The following is a 16,702-nucleotide window of genomic DNA, read 5'->3' on the forward strand; positions in this document are numbered from 1 at the left end:
TGCTTGCCCTCATTGCTGCCCGACGGGATAAAGGCCGTTCGGGCGCCACAGCAGCACGGCCACCATCAGCGCGATGGTGGAGAAGAGCGCGAGCTTCGGCATCAGAAAGCCGGCGTAGTTGGCGACCAGGCCCACCATCAGGGCACCCACGAAGCAGCCAAACGTGGACCCGAGTCCGCCGATGATGATGACGGTGAAGATCAGCACGTTCACCTGAGTGCCGATCTGCGGCACCACGCTCTGCTGGTACAGCGCCCAAAGCGCACCGCCCAGGCCGGCCAGTGCCGAACCGGCGACGAACACGCCGATGAAGAGCCGCCGTATCCGGTAGCCCAGCGCCTCGACCATCTCGCGGTCCTGTACGCCGGCGCGTACGAGCAGGCCCACCTTGGTGCGGGTCAGCACCCACAACATCGCCACGAAGACAACGCTGCCGACAGCGACCGCCAGCAGCCGGTACTTCTCGACGGACGCATCGCCGAATGAGATGGAGCCGCGCAGCGCCTGCGGCAGCGGCACGGCCAGCTGGTCGGGCCCCCAGAAGACCTTGATCAGCTCCTCGCCGATGATCAGGCCGCCCATCGTGACCAGGATCTGCCTGAGCGGCATGCCGTAGACGGGACGCACCAGCAGTCGCTCGAAGACGAGCCCGGAGACCGCAACCATTGCCGCGGCGGCGAGCATCGCGGCGAGCACTGCGGCAGCGTTCAGCCACAGCGATTCGCTGCCGACCCAGGCGCCCAGCGCCAGCATGGTGGTCATGGCGACATAGGCACCCAAGGCGATGAATACGCCGTGGCCGAAGTTCAGAACGTCCATCAGCCCGAACACCAGCGTGAGGCCGGACGAGACGAGGAAGATGATCATGCCCATCGCCAGGCCGGCGACGGTCAGCGTCACCCAGGTGCCGGTGTGGCCGACAGCAGGCAGCGCGAGGGCCGCCAGTGATGCAAGCAGGGCCAGAGGCCGCAGGTCGAAGCGCGCCTGCGGCACCGCGGCCGAAGGCGCGGGCAAAGTGGCGGTGGTCATTGGTGTACTCCCAGAGAAAGGCCGAGCAGCCGCTGCTGCAGCGCTTCGTTGTCGGCCAGGTCGGCCATCGCGCCCGTGTGCACGATGCGCCCGTTGTCCATCACGGCGACGCGGTCGCCGATGGCCTTCGCCATGGCGAAGTTCTGCTCCACGAGCAGCACCGTCGTGCGCTGCCGCTTCAGCTCAGCGAACGCGCCAATCAGGTTCTGCACCATCGCCGGCGCAAGCCCCTTGCTGGGCTCGTCGATCAGCAGCAGAGCGCGCGGCTCGATGATCGCGCGCGCGATCGCGAGCATCTGCTTTTGGCCACCCGAGAGCTTTCCTGCCGGATACAGCCAGAACTTCTTCAGGGCGCCAAAGAGCGAAAGGACCCACTCCAGCCGTGCCCCGTCCAACGCGTCGGCGGTGGCCGCCCCTCGCGCGGCGAGCACGAGATTCTCCTTGACCGTCAGGTCGGCGAAGATCCCCATTTTTTCCGGGACATAGGCGATGCCGAGCCGCGCGATCTCCGGCGTGGCCAGCGCCCCGATCGGTGCGCCGCGGAAGTGCAACGCACCGCGCGAGGCACGCCAGAGGCCCATGATCGTTCGCAGCGTGGTGGTCTTGCCGGCACCGTTGCGGCCCAGGAGCATGGTGACATCGCCCTCTCGCACATCCAAGTCCACGCCGTGGAGGATGTGATAGGCACCGATGTGCGTGTGGACGTCCTTCAATTGCAGCAAGGCGGTCATGCGGGCTGCTCCTGTGGCACGACGCCGAGATAGGCTTGTTGCACGACGGCCGACGCCATCACCGCACCGGGATCGCCTTCGGCCACCAACTGCCCGTTGTGCAGGACGATGATGCGGTCGGCCAACTCGCGCACCACGTCCATCTTGTGTTCCACCAGTAGGACCGCGCAATCGCGTCGCTGCTTGAGCTGCCGCACGAGGTCCAGGATCACCGGTACTTCGTCCACGCTCATCCCCGCCGTCGGCTCGTCGAACATGTAGACCTTGGGATCGAGGGCGATCAGGAGCGCGACCTCCAGCTTGCGCTGGTCGCCGTGGGCCAGCGCGCTGGCGAGCACGTTGGCCTTGTCGAGCAGACGCACCGTCTCAAGGAGGGACTGCGCCTCGTCGATCCAGGCGCGCCGGTCCAGCCACACGTGCGCGAGGTCGAAGCCGCCACCGTGGCGGCCCGACTCGCGCGCCTGCACTGCGAGGCGCACATTCTCCTGCGCGGTGAGGTGCGGGAACAGTTGCGTGAGTTGGAACGCGCGGCCCAGCCCGCGCCGCGCGCGCAGCGGCGCGGGCAAGCGGCTCACGTCCTCGCCGTTCAGCCACACCTCGCCTTCGGTGGCCGGCAACTGGCCGGAGATCAGGTTGAAGTAGGTCGTCTTGCCGGCGCCGTTGGGGCCGACGATGGCGGTCAGCGTGCCCGGCGCAAAGCGGCAGGACACGGCGTTGACAGCCACGTGTCCGCCGAAACGAATCGTTAGGTTCTTGGTTTCAAGCATGGTTCTCTATCAGGGACAAGATCAAGGACAAGTGCCGACCACGTAGTAGCTGGGCCCCGTCTTCTTCAGCGTGGTGATGACCGTGCTGTTCCACAGACCCAAGTTTTGCAGGGAACCGTACGCAAAGGTGTAGCCGTAATTCGCATAGGCACGGCCCGCCGTCGTGTGGGCGAGGTTGGAGGCCGTGTAGCAGCTGTTATCGCTGCGGGTGGTCGTACCCGAGGCCGATGCGGAGGTCGCGCCTTCGGCGCCATTGGCATCGACCGCGCGCACAGTCCAGCTGTAGGTGGTGTCCGCAGCGAGACCGCTGTCGTTGTAAGGGCTGGCAGCGACCGATGAGGCCGTGACCAGCGCACCGTCGCGGTAGACTTTGTAGCCGCTGGCGCCGCTGACCGAAGCCCAGCTGATCGTCATGCTGCTGGCGCTGGCGTTCGAGGTGCCCACGCCCACCGGCGCGGGCAGCGTGCCGCCGCCGCTTGCGCCTGCGGACACTTTGTCCACCATCGCCTTGATGGCGGTCATCTGTGTGCCGGCCTTCTGCGCGAAGTTCGAGCCGTACCAGCCGAGCCAGTCCCAGCAGCCGCCGGTGTTGGCGAGCGAGCCGCTGGCTGCTGTCATGCGATAGGTGCTGTCGTTCTTCGTCTGCGGGAACAGCACGATGATGCTGTTGGTGTCGGCCCAGCGGGTATAGCCGGTGTTCTTGAGGTATTTGTCGCCGATGGTGGCGTAGTTTTGCGCGCAGCCATGCAGGACCACATGGAGCTTGCAGACCGCGCCGGTCGCGCAGTTGGCCGGTACAAAGAGCCAGCCGCTGGCGGCCATGCCCGGATTGCTGTTGATGAACGCGCTCTGGTCGAACTCGATGTAATTGCCGGCCGCGGGCGCGTCGTTGCGCGCATTCAGCGTGCCGTAGAACTTGCTTAGCGCGGCTTTGGCGCCGTCGTAGCCGCAGTTGCTGATGTAGGGCGAGGCCGAGTTGTTGCATGCATTGTTGCCGGTCGAATCGAAATCGGTCGGCATGACATGGGCGGTGTTGTCGCGCTTGATGTAGTCGAGATTAGCCGTCGCCACGCCATTGTTCTGGTACAACGTATTGACCGCGTTCATCTCGTTCGGACCGACGGTCGTGTCACTATTGCCCACCCACAGGAAGACCTTCTGCTTGGCCACATTGACCTTGTCGTCGATGGTCGTGCTGCTCCAGTTGTTGATGTCGGCCTGCATGGTGTTGATCATGGTGGCGCTGACCACGGCGTTGCTCATGCAGTTGCTGGAGTAATAGTGCCCGCCGCAGCTGTACGGACCGCCGGTGAAAACGCCAACGCCCTTGAAGGTGGCCGAGAAGGCATAGCCCAGTTGGCTGGACATGTACCCGCCCGAGGACATGCCCGACACCGTGGTCTGGCTGGTGTCTACATTGAAGGACGGCAGTGCGACAACGACTGCTTGAGCCGAGGGCGATGTAGCCAGGGCCGAGACGGCCAGGGCCAAGCCAAGAAGTGCGTGAAATTTCATTGCAAGTCTCCTATCTCATTGTTTTTTGCCGACGCCGCATGCGCTGAACGACGGGCCGGCCCCGTTCCTGCCAATCCGTTGGTTCAGAAGCGCCGGGGGGCGCCTCATTCCAAAGCACCTATTGCTGGTTGCGGATCGGGATGTTCATCTCTTCGGGCTTGATTTCCCTGATCAACTCCGGCACCCCCCAAGCGAGCGCAGGGTCGTCCTTGATGCGCGTGTGGTACATCGAGTGCATCGCCTGGTGGTCTTCCTTGCGCAGCGTGATCTTGCCCTTGGGCGACTCGAAATTCATGCCTTCCATGGCTGCGATCAGCTTGTTGGTGCTGGTGTCGCCGTTCGTGCGCTTGAGCGCCTCGACCAGTGCCACGGCGGCATTGAAGCCGTCGAGAGTGAAGAAATCTGGCGGGGCCTTGTAGCGGCTGTAGTGGTTCGCCACGAGCCACTCGTTGACCTTGTTCTTGGGAATGCCGAAGTAGTAGAAGGTCGACCCTTCCATGCCGGCCAGCTGCTTGTAGGGGACCATCCCCTGCAAGGTGGTGCTGACGGTCGAGATCTCGATTCCGTAGCGTTTCAGGTCCATGTCCGCGATCTTCAGGGGGTTGCCGGCGCCGGCCCAGTAGACGTAGATGATCTTGCGGCCGGGCTTGTCCTTGAGTGCCTGGATGATGCGCTGGGCACCCGCTGTGAAGTCGGTGGTCGTCATCGGCAGGTATTCCTCGTGCACGATGCGGGACTTCTTCAGCGCTTCCTTGAAGGCCTTGATGCCGTCGCGGCCGAATGCATAGTCCTGCGCCAGCGTGGCGATGTGCACGTTGTCCTTGTCGAGCGCGACGGCGCTGGCGATCGCGTCCTGCGAGCTGTTGCGCGCGGTGCGGAAGACGTATTTGTTCCAGCGCTCGCCGGTGATGGAGTCGGCAACCGCCGTCTCGACGAGGAAGACCTTCTTGAATTCCTCGGCCACCGGCAGCATGGCCAGTGCGACGGCGGACGACGTGGCGCCGACCGCGATGTCGGCCTTGTCGTCGGAGTAGGCGGCGGCCAGCAAGTTCTTGCCCACGTCGGGCTTGCCCTGGTCGTCGCGCTCGATCACGACGAGCTTGCGGCCGGCCACGGCCATGGTGCCGCCGGTGGCGTATTCAAGGCCCAGTTGGAAGCCAGTCTGCGCCTGCTTGCCGTAGGCCTCCAGCGGCCCGGTGAGGCTATGGACCTGCGCGATCCGGATTTCCTTTGGTGCCTGGGCGGAAGCTGGCGAAATAAGGCCGGTCAGCAGCGCGGCGATGGCGACCGCGGTGACGTGGCGGCGCGTGTTCGATGGCATGGGAGTCTCCTAAATTTATGGTCGAGCCGTTCGGTGGACTGCAAGGCCCATGCCACGGGCCGAGCGTGCCGTGGCTGCAAGGGAGCGCATTGCGGCGCGGCGTCAGGAGGCTGTCGTGCTGTCCTGAGCGGTTGACATGCCGCCATGTCCGGGTGGCCGTCACACCAGACAACTGTCCTGCTGGCCGGACGCTTGCGGCACTGTGAGATCAACTTAGCAAGCGGCCCGCAGCCCGCTTACACTCGACGGACGCCATGACACCCGATCTCGACTCCACCGTCGCACTCGACCCTGGCGGTGTGCTTCAGCTCGCCGCGCGGCGCATGTTTGCCACGTTCGCCGAAGCAGTGATGGGAATGGTGGTGATGGACCGCGAGCACCGCATCGTCTGGTTCAACGAGGGCTACCGGCGCTTCATCGCACTCGGCCCGTTCGCAGACTCCGGCGTCATCGGCCGACGGATCGAGGATGTCGTGCCCAACTCGCTCATGGGCAAGGTGATCGACACGGGCATACCCGTGGTCGTCGATTTGCTGACCAACCAGTATGGCGCCTTCCTTGTCAGCCGGCTGCCCCTGCGCAACGAGCAGGGCAACGTTATCGGCGGGGTGGCTCTGGTGCTCGCCGACCAGCCCAATGGGGCAATGCAGCCGCTGATCGGCAAGCTGGTCGATCTGCAGCGCGAACTCGAGGATACCCGGCGCAGACTGGCGGCCGAGCGGCGTCCGAAGTATTCCCTCGCCAGCTTCGTTGGCAGCAGCGCTGCGGTCGCAGAGGTGAAGCGCCAAGTGCGGCGTGTCGCTGCCACCGACACCACGGTGCTGCTTCTTGGTGAGACGGGCACGGGCAAGGAGCTTCTTGCGCATGCTGTGCATGCCGCGAGCCGGCGTTCCGTCGGCCGCTTCGTCAGTGTCAACATCGCCGCCGTCCCAGACACACTGCTGGAGGCCGAGTTCTTCGGCGTGGCGCCGGGCGCCTACACGGGTGCCGACCGCAAGGGGCGCGATGGCAAGTTCAAGTTGGCCGATGGCGGCACGCTGTTTCTCGACGAGATCGGCGACATGCCGATGGAACTGCAGAGCAAGCTGCTGCGGGTCTTGCAGGAGCAGGAGATCGAGCCTCTCGGCAGCAACCGCGTCGAGCGGGTCGATGTGCGCATCGTCTCCGCAACGAGCCGCGACCTCGAGGCGATGGTGGAGGACGGACGCTTCCGCGCAGACCTCTATTACCGGATCAACGTCATGCCGATCCGCCTGCCGCCGCTGCGCGAGCGGCTGGAAGACCTGCCCGACCTGGTGGACACGTTGTCGGAAGACATCGCACGCCGGAGCGCGCTGGCACCGAGGGCGGTCGGACCCGATGCCATGGAGCTGTTGGCAAGCCGGCCGTGGCCGGGAAATGTGCGCGAGTTGCGCAACGTGCTGGAGCAGACGTCCCTGATGACCGACGACCTCGTGCTCGAGGCACTGCACTTCGAGCGACTGCTTCAAGCGGCAGGCAAGCCGGGGCTGCCTTTGCCACGCAGGCATGCCGACGATGTCATGCCGGCCAACGACTCCGCGCCTTCCGCCGTCTCCAGCTCAGACACCGGAGCAGCGGTCAAGCCGCTGCATCAGGCCATGGCGGAAGCCCAGGCCCAGAGCATTCGTGTGGCCCTCGCCGCCACCAAGGGCAACAAGGCTGCCGCCGCGCGGCTGCTCGGGATCTCTCGTGCGGCCTTGTATGAGAAGCTCTCGGCGGGGAGCGAGGCCGACGGCGCATGAACATCGCGCCACGACTGTTCTTGCTCCTTGGTGGCCCATCTCGTCCGGGCTCGGCTGGCCCTTGACTGGCGATTCAGGGCAGCCTTTTGCATTGAACGCCCCGAACTGGCTCAACTCCCTGCTCGGGATCGCCAGGCACCTTTTCCCATTTTGGACAGCGCCGCTTCCTCTTTCGAATATCGCTTGAGCCGACGCCTTTCTAGTATTCCCCTCCGGTAAGCCGGTGGAAGTTACTGCCGGAGCCTGTCACCCATCACATTGGAGGGGAACGCATGCGTTCGTCTTTCTGGTTCAAGGCACTCCGTGCGGCAAGGAACTTGCCTCTGTGGTTCGCCGTTGTGCTGTTCGCGGGATGCGGGGGCGGTGGTGACCGCCCCGTGCCGCAAATCCCCGAGCCGCAATCGGGCGACGTGCTCTCTTCGACGGCATATGTAGCGCCGGGAGTCAATGGAGACGGAAAGCTGCTGCTTCATCTCATGCCTGGGCTCAATGGAAGCCTGATCCGCGCGACCAGTCTGGTGTTCGTGCCGAAGGGTTCGCCACCTGTTGGTGGCTGGCCTGTCGTGACATGGGCGCACGGGACGACGACAGTCGGACAGCCGTCGTGCGCCCCGAGCCTGAAGCCCGCCGCGCTCGACGGCAACCTGACAACGGAAGGCGCTGTGCTTGGCGTGGAGCCCAGCGGCTATGCGGACCTGATTGCGGCACTGGTGAGTGCTGGCTATGCCGTGGTGGCACCTGACTTCGAAGGCTTGGGCACGGAGGCTCAAGCCCCCTATCCCTACTACAGCTTCTCGAGCTTGAGTCGCTCGCTAGTCGCCGCCACCCGGGCTGCCTACAAGTCGATGCCCGGCCTGTCGAAGAATTGGGCCGTCGTTGGCCACTCCGACGGGGGACATGCCGCAGTCGCCGTGGAGAAATTCGCCGGCGAGGCCCCCGAGCTCGACTACAAAGGGGCCGTCGCGATAGCGCCCTTCGTCTCCATCCGCAATGAGGTCGACCTGCTGAGCGCCAATGCAGCCAGCGACCCAAGCAATGCGGCGAACTACGTGGTCTTCCAGAACCTGTTGGTTGGCATGATGACTACTGGTCTGATCGCGCAACAACCGGGCTTCGACGCGAGCAAGGTGATGGGTTCCGACTTGCTCGCGATGATGCCGACACTGAAGAACAGTTGCATCTTCGCGGCTTTCGGTGCAGTTGGCGCTGCGGTGGCTTCGAAGACTCCGGCCGCGTTCAACGGCTTCAATTCCGATTGGGCCGCAGACCCCGCCATGAGCGCGTTTCTGGCGGCCAACGATCCCGGCGTGATGCCCGGCTTCATGCTGCGCAAGCCCACGTTGATCCTGCAGGGCAGCGCCGACGCGGCCGTGCTTCAGCCAATGGTGGACGACTTCGTGGGCGAACTCCGTACGGCTGGCTCGCCCGCCGTCACGTACAAGCTTTTCCCGGGTGCCAGCCACCAGAGCATCGTTCCGCGCGGAACGGCTGATACGCTGACCTTCCTGCAGACGATCGTCCGCTGAGAGTATGGAGACAAGTGGGCTTGACGGCTCCACAAGCTTCCCGGCATCCTACCGGTGTCGACGGAGTGGGTATGTACAAGGATCGAAAAACCGCGGAGCCTGAACAATTGCGGCTGAGAACCGGCGACATGAACCAGGTCGTCGCCGTGACAACTCGATTGTTCGCGCACCACAAGGTCAAGTCCTTTGGCGCCGGACCGCTGGACGTATCGATTTTCGGCAAGTCTTCCGGAGAACTGTTGCTCGGCGGCGTGTCGTACAACACCAGCATGGTTTGGGATGTGGACGAAACTCGGGAGTCGTTGATCATCACCGAACCGCGGAGTTGCGACGGCGTTCTAGGAGAGCAAGCGTTTCGCTCGCGAGACTTGATCGTTTTTCGCCCCGAATGGTGCGGCCGAGTGGAGATCACGCCCCCTGGCGACTTGCGCAACACCTGCATTCCAATGTCCGCATTGCTGCGCTCCACCCAAGCGCTGCTCGGCATTGAAGTCGACAGCGTGCCTGCTTTCTCGCCCAGGATCGCGGGCGATACGAGCCAAGCCAGGCGCTTGCGGGCCATGCTCGATATCTTGCATGAAGAGCCGGTGCACCGGAACCAAGTGCTCGAACGCGCGCGCACGCACTGGTTTCTGCTCGAATTGCTCACGCTGTGGTCGCACTCATACTCCAAGTACCTCGACCACGAGATCGCTCTGCCGCGCTCACTCCGGCGTGCGTGCGAGTTCATCGACGAATATTTGGCCGAGCCGATCAGCGTCGTGGACATCGCCGCGGCCGCTTCCATTGGCGTGCGCGCGCTGACGCTCGGCTTTGTCAAGCACTTCGGGCGACCGCCGTGGCGCTATACCCTCGATCGAAGACTCCTCGCTGCGCGCCATGACCTGCGCGTGGGGGGCGGCCTGACCACGGTCACGCAGGTGGCACACAAATGGCAGTTTTCTAACCCCGGACTTTTTGCCCGTTACTACAAGGAACGGTTTGGTGAACTACCCCGGGGGAGAAACGCTGACGCGACTGCATGACGTACGTCAGCCTTTTGCCATGAGAGTTGCAACCCGAAGCCATCATCACTGCGGAGCAACAACTTGCCAGCCTGAACTCTCGCGCGCGCGGACAGGACACCGCCTTCTCCTTCTGCCGGCATCTCGAACACCTGTATGCGAAGCGCCGAGCCGATCAGGCGATCAGGCTCACTAACCCTGCTTCACTCTCTCCGGTCGTCGCTCAGTAGTGGCCGTCCGGCGTCGCTCGGGCACCGAGGATGGCTTGTCCAACGTGTACGACGGTCGCGCCTTATTCGATTGAGAGCTCGTCTGGAGGGCCCTCGATCAGGCCGCTCTCGAGCGTGGATGGCCCAGGGCGATCACGGTGGGCAACGGCGCCGAGTTCACATCCAAGGCTCGACGAATAGGCCTGGCGGCGCGGCGTGAAGCTCGACGACCCGTGGTCCTGAAAGCCCACGGACATGGGCTGACCGAGTCGTTCAACAGTCGGCTGCGCGATGAGTTTCTGATTGCAAAGCCATCGAGAGCAATGTCGCCGGGTCAACCGCCGAACCACCTTGCAGGGCCAGTTACCAGCCATGGAAAGAACACCAGCACAAACATCACGAAAAACTCCGCCATCATGAACGGAAGCACACCCTTAGTGACCTCGTCCAGCTTCATCCGGCCGACCCCCGCCACCACGTTCAGAACCGTACCCACCGGGGGCGTGATCAATCCGATGGCGTTGTTCATGATGAAGAGAACACCAAAGTAGATCGGGTCTATGCCCGCGGCCTTGATGACGGGCATCAACACGGGCGTCAGGATGAGGACTGTCGGGATCATGTCCATCGCCGTGCCGACCATCATGACAAGCACCATGATGGCGATCAGCAGCATCGTCTGATTGTTCATGAATGGCTTCAGCAGATCCACCGTCTGCGCCGGGATGTCGGCAACGGTGATGAGCCAGGCCGACACCATCGCGGCTGCGGTCAGGAACATGATCACCGCCGTCGTTTTGGCGGCACTCACGAACACCCCATACAGCTGCTTCAGTGAGAGTTCTCGGTACACCAATGTAGAGACCAGCAGCGCATACACGGCGGCAACTACTGCTGCTTCGGTCGGCGTGAACACGCCGAACTTCAAGCCCACGATGACGATGACCGGCAGGACCAGCGCCCAAGTGGACTCCTTCAGCGCTTGGATGCGCTCTGGCCAGGTTGCCTTGGGCGGCGGAACGATCTCCTCCTTGTTGGCCACCAGGTACCACGTGACGGCGATGCCCAGTCCCATCAGCAGCCCTGGGACGATACCGGCCAGAAACAGCTTGGAGATCGATACATTGGCTGCAACGCCGAAGATCACAAAGCCAATGGACGGCGGAATGATCGGCGCGATGATGCCTGCGGATGCGATGAGCCCGCCTGCGCGGCCCTTGTCATGCCCCGCCCGTACCATCATCGGCAACAGCAGCGAAGCCAGCGCTGCCGTGTCTGCCACGGCCGAGCCCGACAGCGCCGCCATGATGCAGGCGGCCACAATGGCGACGTAGCCAAGGCCGCCGCGTCGATGACCGACAAGTTGGAGCGCCAAATTGACGATGCGTCGCGAAAGACCCCCGACGTTCATGATCTCGCCGGCGAGCATGAAGAACGGGACGGCCAGCAGCGGGAACGAATCGGCGCCGTTGATGACGTTCTGGGCCAGGATCTGAGCATCGAAGATGTCCAGGTGCCACATCAAAGCCACGCCGGAAAGCAGCAAGGCATACGCGATCGGAACGCCCAGTGCCATCACGCCCAGCAGTGAGCCGATGAAGATGAATATAGTCATGTCGTCTGTCTCCGCGCGCTCAGTGCTTGAAAGTTTGGCTCTGATCGAGGTGCAGCGCTTCAACCTGGGCCATGTCTTCGCTTTCCTGGCTCAAGCTCAGGTCGGCTTCAGTGGCAGTTCCCGAGACGATCAGCCACAGCTGCAGAAGCAGCAAGATCGCACTGCAGGCGGCGAAGACCAGGCCGGATCCGTAGAAGATCGCCATCGAGGCGCCTGAGACAGGTGCCAGTACTTCGCGATTGATGACGACCTGGGCCCAGCTGCCGGAGAACAGCAGCCATGTGGCATAGAGCATCATGACGTGGGCAACCACCGCGAGCACCTTCTTCCCCGCCAGCGGCAGGCGCGACGTCAGCATGTCGGTCCCCAGATGTCCGTGGTCCTTCAGGGCGACGACGGCGCCGAGGAAAACCATCCAGACGAACAGCCACCTCGAGATTTCTTCGCTCACGGCGATGCCCGAGTTCAGCGCGTATCGCAGGACCACGTTGCCGAACACCAGAATCACCATCAGTGCAAGCAAGATGACTAACAGGGTTTCAAAGAGACGGCAAAAGGCGTCGATGAGTCTGTTCACGATGGGGCTCCTTCGACTACTTGCGCATCTTTGCCAGTTCGGCGTGGGCTTCCCTGACCAGCGCTTCGCCCACGACACCGGCGTACTTGTCGACGACCGGTTTGGCCTTCTCGCGCAGCTTGGCGCGTTCGGCCGGCGGCACGTCATTCACGACCATGCCGTTCTTGGCGAGCACCGCCAGCGCCTCGGAGGTGTACTCTGGAATCTTCTTTCGCTGGAATTCCTTCGATTCCGTCGCGGCCTGGACAATCAGAGCCTTCTCGTCGGCATTGAACCGATCCCAGGTCTTGCCGCTGACGAGCAGAACGATGTAGTTGTACATATGTGCCGTCAGCGACATGTATTTCTGCACTTCGTACGCCTTCATGCTCGACGCGATCAGCGCGGTGTTGGTCATTCCGTCGATGGCGTTCTGCTCCATAGCGTTGTAGACCTCCGTGAAAGACATGGCCACCGGATTGGCCCCAAGTGCGCCCATCAGATCAACGTACACAGGGCTCTGGATGACGCGCAGCTTCAATCCCTGGACGTCTTCCGCCTTGTTGATGGGCCGCTTGCTGTTGTGGAGATGCCGGAACCCGAAGGCCGAGATCGGCATGCCCACCACGCCCTTGGCCGCGAGCTTGTCGAACATCTGCTTGCCCACGGGCCCATCGATCAGGCCGGAGGCTTCTTTCTCGTTGTCGAACAGAAACGGAAAATCGAGAAGTCCGAACTCCTTGACGACGCCGACGAGCGCATTGGTCCCCATCACGCTCATGTCGATGGTGCCGCCCTGCAGGGAGGAGATCATCTGGACATCGCCTCCGAGTGTGCCGTTGGGGAACACCTTGATATTGATCTTGCCGTTGCTCTTTTGCTTCACGAGTTCCACGAACTTGTCGACGCCGTTGAGAGCACCGGTGTCAGCCGACGTGACGAATGCCAGCTTGACCTTGTGATCCCTGATCTGGGCTTGCGCAGGGCTCCCCATCAGGGCCAGCCCGCAGGCAAGCGTGGCTGCGACCCCTCTGAGGATCGACTGCATTGAACTGTGTGGTGTGCGAATGACCATTGTTGTCTCCGTTGCGTTGAGGTGCTTGAAATGACCTATGGATGTGGTGCGGTCGGGTGACGCGGCGCGCGGGCATGCGCGTGGAAGAAATCCGTCGTGTGCCTGGCGGCCGACTTGGCCCGCTGAAACGTCGAGGAATTGGCTTCGGCCGCTATGGGTGTCTCGATGACCAATTGAAGTCCGGCCGGGAGCAGATCGAGTATCTGTTGCAGCGGTATCGCGCCTTCGCCAAGGTGCATCCGGGAGGTACGCGCTTCCGTGGCCAGCTTCTCCACCGGCAAAGGCGCTGCAGCGCAGTCGGACAGCTGCGCGTAGGCGATTCTCTCCACCGGCACCTGCAGCAGATCGGACGGCGCCGCACCGGCGCGGAAGAAGTGCAAGACATCCAGGATCAGGCCGGCATTCGCGCGCCCCGCCGCGACGATCATCTGCAGGGCGTCTCGCCAGGTCTGAATGTCGCGATACATCATGAACTCGACGCCGACAGTGAGTCCGAACTGGGCGGCCTCGTCGCACAGGCGTCCGAACAGGTCGATGCGCTGTTCCTTCGACAAGAAGGTCGCGCCGCCCGCAAACTCCGTGCCGATCGAAGAGATGTGCGTGGCGCCAAGCTCGGCCCCGAGCTCCAGGGCGGGCCTGAAACGCTCGATATCGGTTTGCGGGGACAGGACGAAGGCCTCCACGTCGAAGACGCCGACACCTGTGTCCTTGGAAGCGGCCTTGATCTCCCGGATCACTTCGGGCCGGCCGATGACTTCATGCTGCAGCGGCTGTGCGGTCGCGGTCATGATCGACAAGCCGACCTTGCCGAATCCCGCCCCGGCTGCCGCCCGAATCAATTCGGTCTGCGCAGTGCGACCTACGGTGAGGTTGGCCAGGGAGATGTGATGAAGTTCGATTTCTTCGATCATGGCTGATGCGAGAGTTCGGGTGGCTGCGCGGGGTTCAGGCGTTTGAGCAAACAATTGCGCAGGCGTTGTCCGCTCGACGTGGCAGTCATGCCTGTCAATATGTTGCCCGCCCACCCGTCAGATCGAAGGTGAAGCCGGTCGTGAAGCTGCAATCCGCGCTCGCGATCCACGCGACCATGGCCGCGAGTTCCTCGATCTCCATGAATCGCCGCATTGGAATCTTCGCCTTGATCGATGCGATGAACTCGGGCGTCATTTGCTTGAGCAGATCGGTCTCGGCCATCGTCGGTGCCACGCAGTTGACTAGCACACCGGATTGCGCGAGTTCTTTCGAGATCGATTTCGTGTAGGCGATCACCCCGGCCTTGGCTGCGGCATAGGCGCTTCCGTTCGGATTGCCTTCCTTGCCGGCGATCGATGCCACATTGACGATGCGACCGTAGCCGTTCGCGATCAGATGCGGGATGGCCGTTCGGCAGCAGTTGAAGACCCCGGTCAGGTCGATGTCGAGCACGCGCTGCCACTGATCGACGGGGTAATCCCAGGTCGCAGCGATGGGGCCGTTGATGCCCGCATTGTTGACCAGGATGTCGACACGTCCGGCCGCCGACAAGGCCTCATTGAAGGCCTTCACTACGGATTCGAGATCGGCCACATCGACCTGCTGCATCGACAACGGTTCGAAGCCAGCTTGGGATGTGGCGAAGTTCTCGAAGTCCAGATCCCACAAAATGATCCGGCGTCCTTCCGAGGCCAACCGCTTCGCGATGCCGAGCCCCAGGCCGCGGGCGCCACCGGTGACGATGGCGGTCTGAATGGGAAGTTCCGTCGTGGTCACTGGCTATTCCTCATGCTGTGTTGTGAAAGTTCGAAGCCTGCCGCGTGGCGGCCTGCGATGTATCCGAACGTCATGGCCGGCCCTAGATTGATGCCGCCCGATGGGTAGTGGCCGCCCATCACGCTGGCCATATCGGTCCCGACTGCGTACAGGCCGGCGATCGGCATGTCGCTCCGGTCGAGCACCTGCGCCGTCCCGTTCGTCTTCAGGCCGGCGAATGTTCCGAAACTGCCCGGGAGCACTTTCACGGCATAGAACGGTCTTTGCTCGATCGGTGCGACGCACGGATTCGGCCCCTCGTGTTCCAGGTCGCCCTGCTTGCGGTTGTAGGGCGTGGAGCCACGGCCAAACTCCGGGTCCTCGCCCCGGCGTGCGTGCGTGTTGTAGCGCCTGACGGTTTCGACCAGGCCCGCGGCGTCGATGCCGCAGAGATTGGCAAGGTCTTCGAGGGCGTCGGCTCGCTGCAGATAGCCGTTGCGGATGGAAGGTTCCACCGGGATCGGAAATGGCCGCGCATGGCCGAGGCCATAGCGCCTCTGAAAGCGGTGATCGCATATCAGCCACGAAGCCACTTCCTGACCTTCGGGCACTCTCGCGACCATGGCGGCGGTGTAGTCGTAGTAGCCGTCGGCTTCGTTCACGAACCGCTTGCCATTGGACAGCACTCCAATCAGCCCAGGCTTGGCGCGATCAATGATGTGCGGGAAGTGCCCGACGCTGCCGTCGACGTGTCGAACCCGCGACACCGGTGCCCATGCCACAGGTGACTGGAGATCCGTCACCAGGCAACCGCCTGCCGATTCGCCGAGGCTGATGCCGTCCCCAGAGCATGCGGTGGGCGGCAGCGCGAGATGCTCTTCGCCGGTCGGTGTGCGAGGGAATAGCGCCTTGCGGCGGTGCGCGTCATGGGGGAATCCACCTGCCGCGAGTACCACGCCTTTGGCCGCGCGAATTTCGATATCGCCTCGTGCCGCGGCTACGATGGCACCCCGCACTGCGCGGTCCTCCACGATCAAACCTTTTGCAGGGGCCGATTCGATGAGTGTCACGCCCAATTTCTCGGCCGACTTCGCCAGCCGGCCGATGAGCGCGACGCCATTGACCAATTGCATCGCGCGTCCATACAGCGCCAGGTCCATGAGGTGCCGGATGAAGCGTCTGCTCACGTGCAGCAGCGACTTCAGCGAACGCGTCATGTTCAGGAAGGCCGCGAGGTCGGCGCCCGCCATGATCGGCATGCCCAGGAACGACGTTTCGCGCATTGTCTTGCGCAAGCGCTCCACCAACGGACCGATTTCGCGGCCGTCGTATGGCGCGGCGATGACCTGGTGGCCTTGCGTGCCGGCGCCTGCCACGTTCCCGTGAATGTCGGGAATTCCGTTCCCATCGACGAACTGCAGGTCGGTATGTTCCTCGAAGAAGGCGACCATGCGCGGGCAGTTGTCGAGGAACGCATCGATCCGCGCGGCGTCATATCGCGCGCCCAGTTCATTTCGAAGATAGGTTCGCGGCTGCTGCGGGTCTTCATGGATACCTGCGCGCTTGGCGAGTGGATTGCCAGGAACCCACATCCAACCGCCCGACCAGGCCGTGGCACCGCCGAAGACGGCTTCTTTTTCCACCACCACCACCTTGAGGCCATGCCACGCGGCCGTCACGGCGGCCGCCAGGCCTGAGGCACCGGAGCCGACCACGAGCAAGTCGCACTGCAGCGACTCGGCATCGCCGCGCGTGTCGCTGGCCATGGGCTCTGACATCCGTATCTCCTGTTCTTGCAACGACCCACCGTCGTCGCGAGAGCAGAATTTAGTGATCCGGCAGCGAAATTTCGCCTATCCGCCA

Annotated in this window: 14 protein-coding genes; 3 read left to right on the top strand and 11 right to left on the bottom strand. The window is 63.3% G+C overall.

The genetic code is table 11. The features are described from left to right. Window positions 1-9 precede the first annotated feature (9 nt). The 5 genes from AC1D3B_RS25445 to AC1D3B_RS25465 all read right to left on the bottom strand — a co-directional run bounded on the left by AC1D3B_RS25445 (window position 10) and on the right by AC1D3B_RS25465 (window position 5,363). Window positions 10-1,029, bottom strand: coding sequence for a branched-chain amino acid ABC transporter permease (locus AC1D3B_RS25445; protein WP_478193454.1), 1,020 nt, complete (start codon window positions 1,027-1,029; stop codon window positions 10-12). Then, window positions 1,026-1,760 carry an ABC transporter ATP-binding protein gene (locus tag AC1D3B_RS25450; RefSeq protein WP_478193455.1) on the bottom strand — a complete coding sequence of 245 codons (735 nt, stop codon included), beginning with the start codon at window positions 1,758-1,760 and terminating at the stop codon, window positions 1,026-1,028. Before AC1D3B_RS25450 ends, AC1D3B_RS25445 begins: the two co-directional genes overlap by 4 nt. Next, window positions 1,757-2,527 (bottom strand): ABC transporter ATP-binding protein, encoded by a 771-nt coding sequence (locus tag AC1D3B_RS25455; RefSeq protein ID WP_478193456.1) that lies wholly within the window; start codon window positions 2,525-2,527, stop codon window positions 1,757-1,759. Before AC1D3B_RS25455 ends, AC1D3B_RS25450 begins: the two co-directional genes overlap by 4 nt. 21 nt (window positions 2,528-2,548) lie before the next feature. Next, on the bottom strand, window positions 2,549-4,042 hold the full coding sequence (locus AC1D3B_RS25460; RefSeq protein ID WP_478193457.1) for an extracellular catalytic domain type 2 short-chain-length polyhydroxyalkanoate depolymerase: 1,494 nt from the start codon (window positions 4,040-4,042) through the stop codon (window positions 2,549-2,551). 118 nt (window positions 4,043-4,160) lie between these two features. Next, window positions 4,161-5,363, bottom strand: coding sequence for a substrate-binding domain-containing protein (locus tag AC1D3B_RS25465; protein ID WP_478193458.1), 1,203 nt, complete (start codon window positions 5,361-5,363; stop codon window positions 4,161-4,163). A 254-nt stretch (window positions 5,364-5,617) separates the two neighbouring features. Here AC1D3B_RS25465 and AC1D3B_RS25470 point away from each other — a divergent pair, with 254 nt between their 5' ends. From AC1D3B_RS25470 to AC1D3B_RS25480, 3 genes are all read left to right on the top strand, one after another. Continuing rightward, the gene (locus tag AC1D3B_RS25470) at window positions 5,618-7,126 is read left to right on the top strand and encodes a sigma-54 interaction domain-containing protein (RefSeq protein ID WP_478193459.1); all 1,509 of its coding nucleotides are present in this window, start codon (window positions 5,618-5,620) and stop codon (window positions 7,124-7,126) included. A gap of 272 nt (window positions 7,127-7,398) precedes the next feature. Next, window positions 7,399-8,652, top strand: coding sequence for an alpha/beta hydrolase family protein (locus AC1D3B_RS25475; protein ID WP_478193460.1), 1,254 nt, complete (start codon window positions 7,399-7,401; stop codon window positions 8,650-8,652). A gap of 71 nt (window positions 8,653-8,723) precedes the next feature. Further along, on the top strand, window positions 8,724-9,677 hold the full coding sequence (locus tag AC1D3B_RS25480) for an AraC family transcriptional regulator (RefSeq protein ID WP_478193461.1): 954 nt from the start codon (window positions 8,724-8,726) through the stop codon (window positions 9,675-9,677). A gap of 522 nt (window positions 9,678-10,199) precedes the next feature. Here the strand turns inward: AC1D3B_RS25480 and AC1D3B_RS25485 are convergent. The 6 genes from AC1D3B_RS25485 to AC1D3B_RS25510 form a co-directional block, all read right to left on the bottom strand. Further along, entirely contained in the window at window positions 10,200-11,480 is a 1,281-nt protein-coding gene (locus AC1D3B_RS25485) for a TRAP transporter large permease subunit (RefSeq protein ID WP_478193567.1), read from the bottom strand. 19 nt (window positions 11,481-11,499) lie between these two features. Further along, window positions 11,500-12,057 (bottom strand): TRAP transporter small permease, encoded by a 558-nt coding sequence (locus AC1D3B_RS25490; protein WP_478193462.1) that lies wholly within the window; start codon window positions 12,055-12,057, stop codon window positions 11,500-11,502. A gap of 16 nt (window positions 12,058-12,073) precedes the next feature. Beyond that, entirely contained in the window at window positions 12,074-13,111 is a 1,038-nt protein-coding gene (locus AC1D3B_RS25495; protein WP_478193463.1) for a DctP family TRAP transporter solute-binding subunit, read from the bottom strand. A gap of 35 nt (window positions 13,112-13,146) precedes the next feature. Next, window positions 13,147-14,022: a sugar phosphate isomerase/epimerase family protein gene (locus AC1D3B_RS25500; RefSeq protein ID WP_478193464.1), complete on the bottom strand. Its 876-nt coding sequence runs from the start codon at window positions 14,020-14,022 to the stop codon at window positions 13,147-13,149. 94 nt (window positions 14,023-14,116) lie between these two features. Then, window positions 14,117-14,860 (bottom strand): SDR family NAD(P)-dependent oxidoreductase, encoded by a 744-nt coding sequence (locus tag AC1D3B_RS25505; protein ID WP_478193465.1) that lies wholly within the window; start codon window positions 14,858-14,860, stop codon window positions 14,117-14,119. After that, entirely contained in the window at window positions 14,857-16,617 is a 1,761-nt protein-coding gene (locus AC1D3B_RS25510; protein ID WP_478193466.1) for an FAD-dependent oxidoreductase, read from the bottom strand. Before AC1D3B_RS25510 ends, AC1D3B_RS25505 begins: the two co-directional genes overlap by 4 nt. Window positions 16,618-16,702 lie beyond the last annotated feature (85 nt).

The sequence above is a fragment of the Variovorax sp. P5_A3 genome (assembly GCF_056400665.1).

What these genes read in the sequence shown, in the direction of transcription:
- AC1D3B_RS25500 (WP_478193464.1), bottom strand. Translation starts at nt 14,022, where the DNA reads ATGATCGAAGAAATCGAACTTCATCACATCTCCCTGGCCAACCTCACC.
- AC1D3B_RS25480 (WP_478193461.1), top strand. Translation starts at nt 8,724, where the DNA reads ATGTACAAGGATCGAAAAACCGCGGAGCCTGAACAATTGCGGCTGAGA.
- AC1D3B_RS25450 (WP_478193455.1), bottom strand. Translation starts at nt 1,760, where the DNA reads ATGACCGCCTTGCTGCAATTGAAGGACGTCCACACGCACATCGGTGCC.
- AC1D3B_RS25460 (WP_478193457.1), bottom strand. Translation starts at nt 4,042, where the DNA reads ATGAAATTTCACGCACTTCTTGGCTTGGCCCTGGCCGTCTCGGCCCTG.
- AC1D3B_RS25455 (WP_478193456.1), bottom strand. Translation starts at nt 2,527, where the DNA reads ATGCTTGAAACCAAGAACCTAACGATTCGTTTCGGCGGACACGTGGCT.
- AC1D3B_RS25470 (WP_478193459.1), top strand. Translation starts at nt 5,618, where the DNA reads ATGACACCCGATCTCGACTCCACCGTCGCACTCGACCCTGGCGGTGTG.
- AC1D3B_RS25510 (WP_478193466.1), bottom strand. Translation starts at nt 16,617, where the DNA reads ATGTCAGAGCCCATGGCCAGCGACACGCGCGGCGATGCCGAGTCGCTG.
- AC1D3B_RS25485 (WP_478193567.1), bottom strand. Translation starts at nt 11,480, where the DNA reads ATGACTATATTCATCTTCATCGGCTCACTGCTGGGCGTGATGGCACTG.
- AC1D3B_RS25465 (WP_478193458.1), bottom strand. Translation starts at nt 5,363, where the DNA reads ATGCCATCGAACACGCGCCGCCACGTCACCGCGGTCGCCATCGCCGCG.
- AC1D3B_RS25475 (WP_478193460.1), top strand. Translation starts at nt 7,399, where the DNA reads ATGCGTTCGTCTTTCTGGTTCAAGGCACTCCGTGCGGCAAGGAACTTG.
- AC1D3B_RS25445 (WP_478193454.1), bottom strand. Translation starts at nt 1,029, where the DNA reads ATGACCACCGCCACTTTGCCCGCGCCTTCGGCCGCGGTGCCGCAGGCG.
- AC1D3B_RS25495 (WP_478193463.1), bottom strand. Translation starts at nt 13,111, where the DNA reads ATGGTCATTCGCACACCACACAGTTCAATGCAGTCGATCCTCAGAGGG.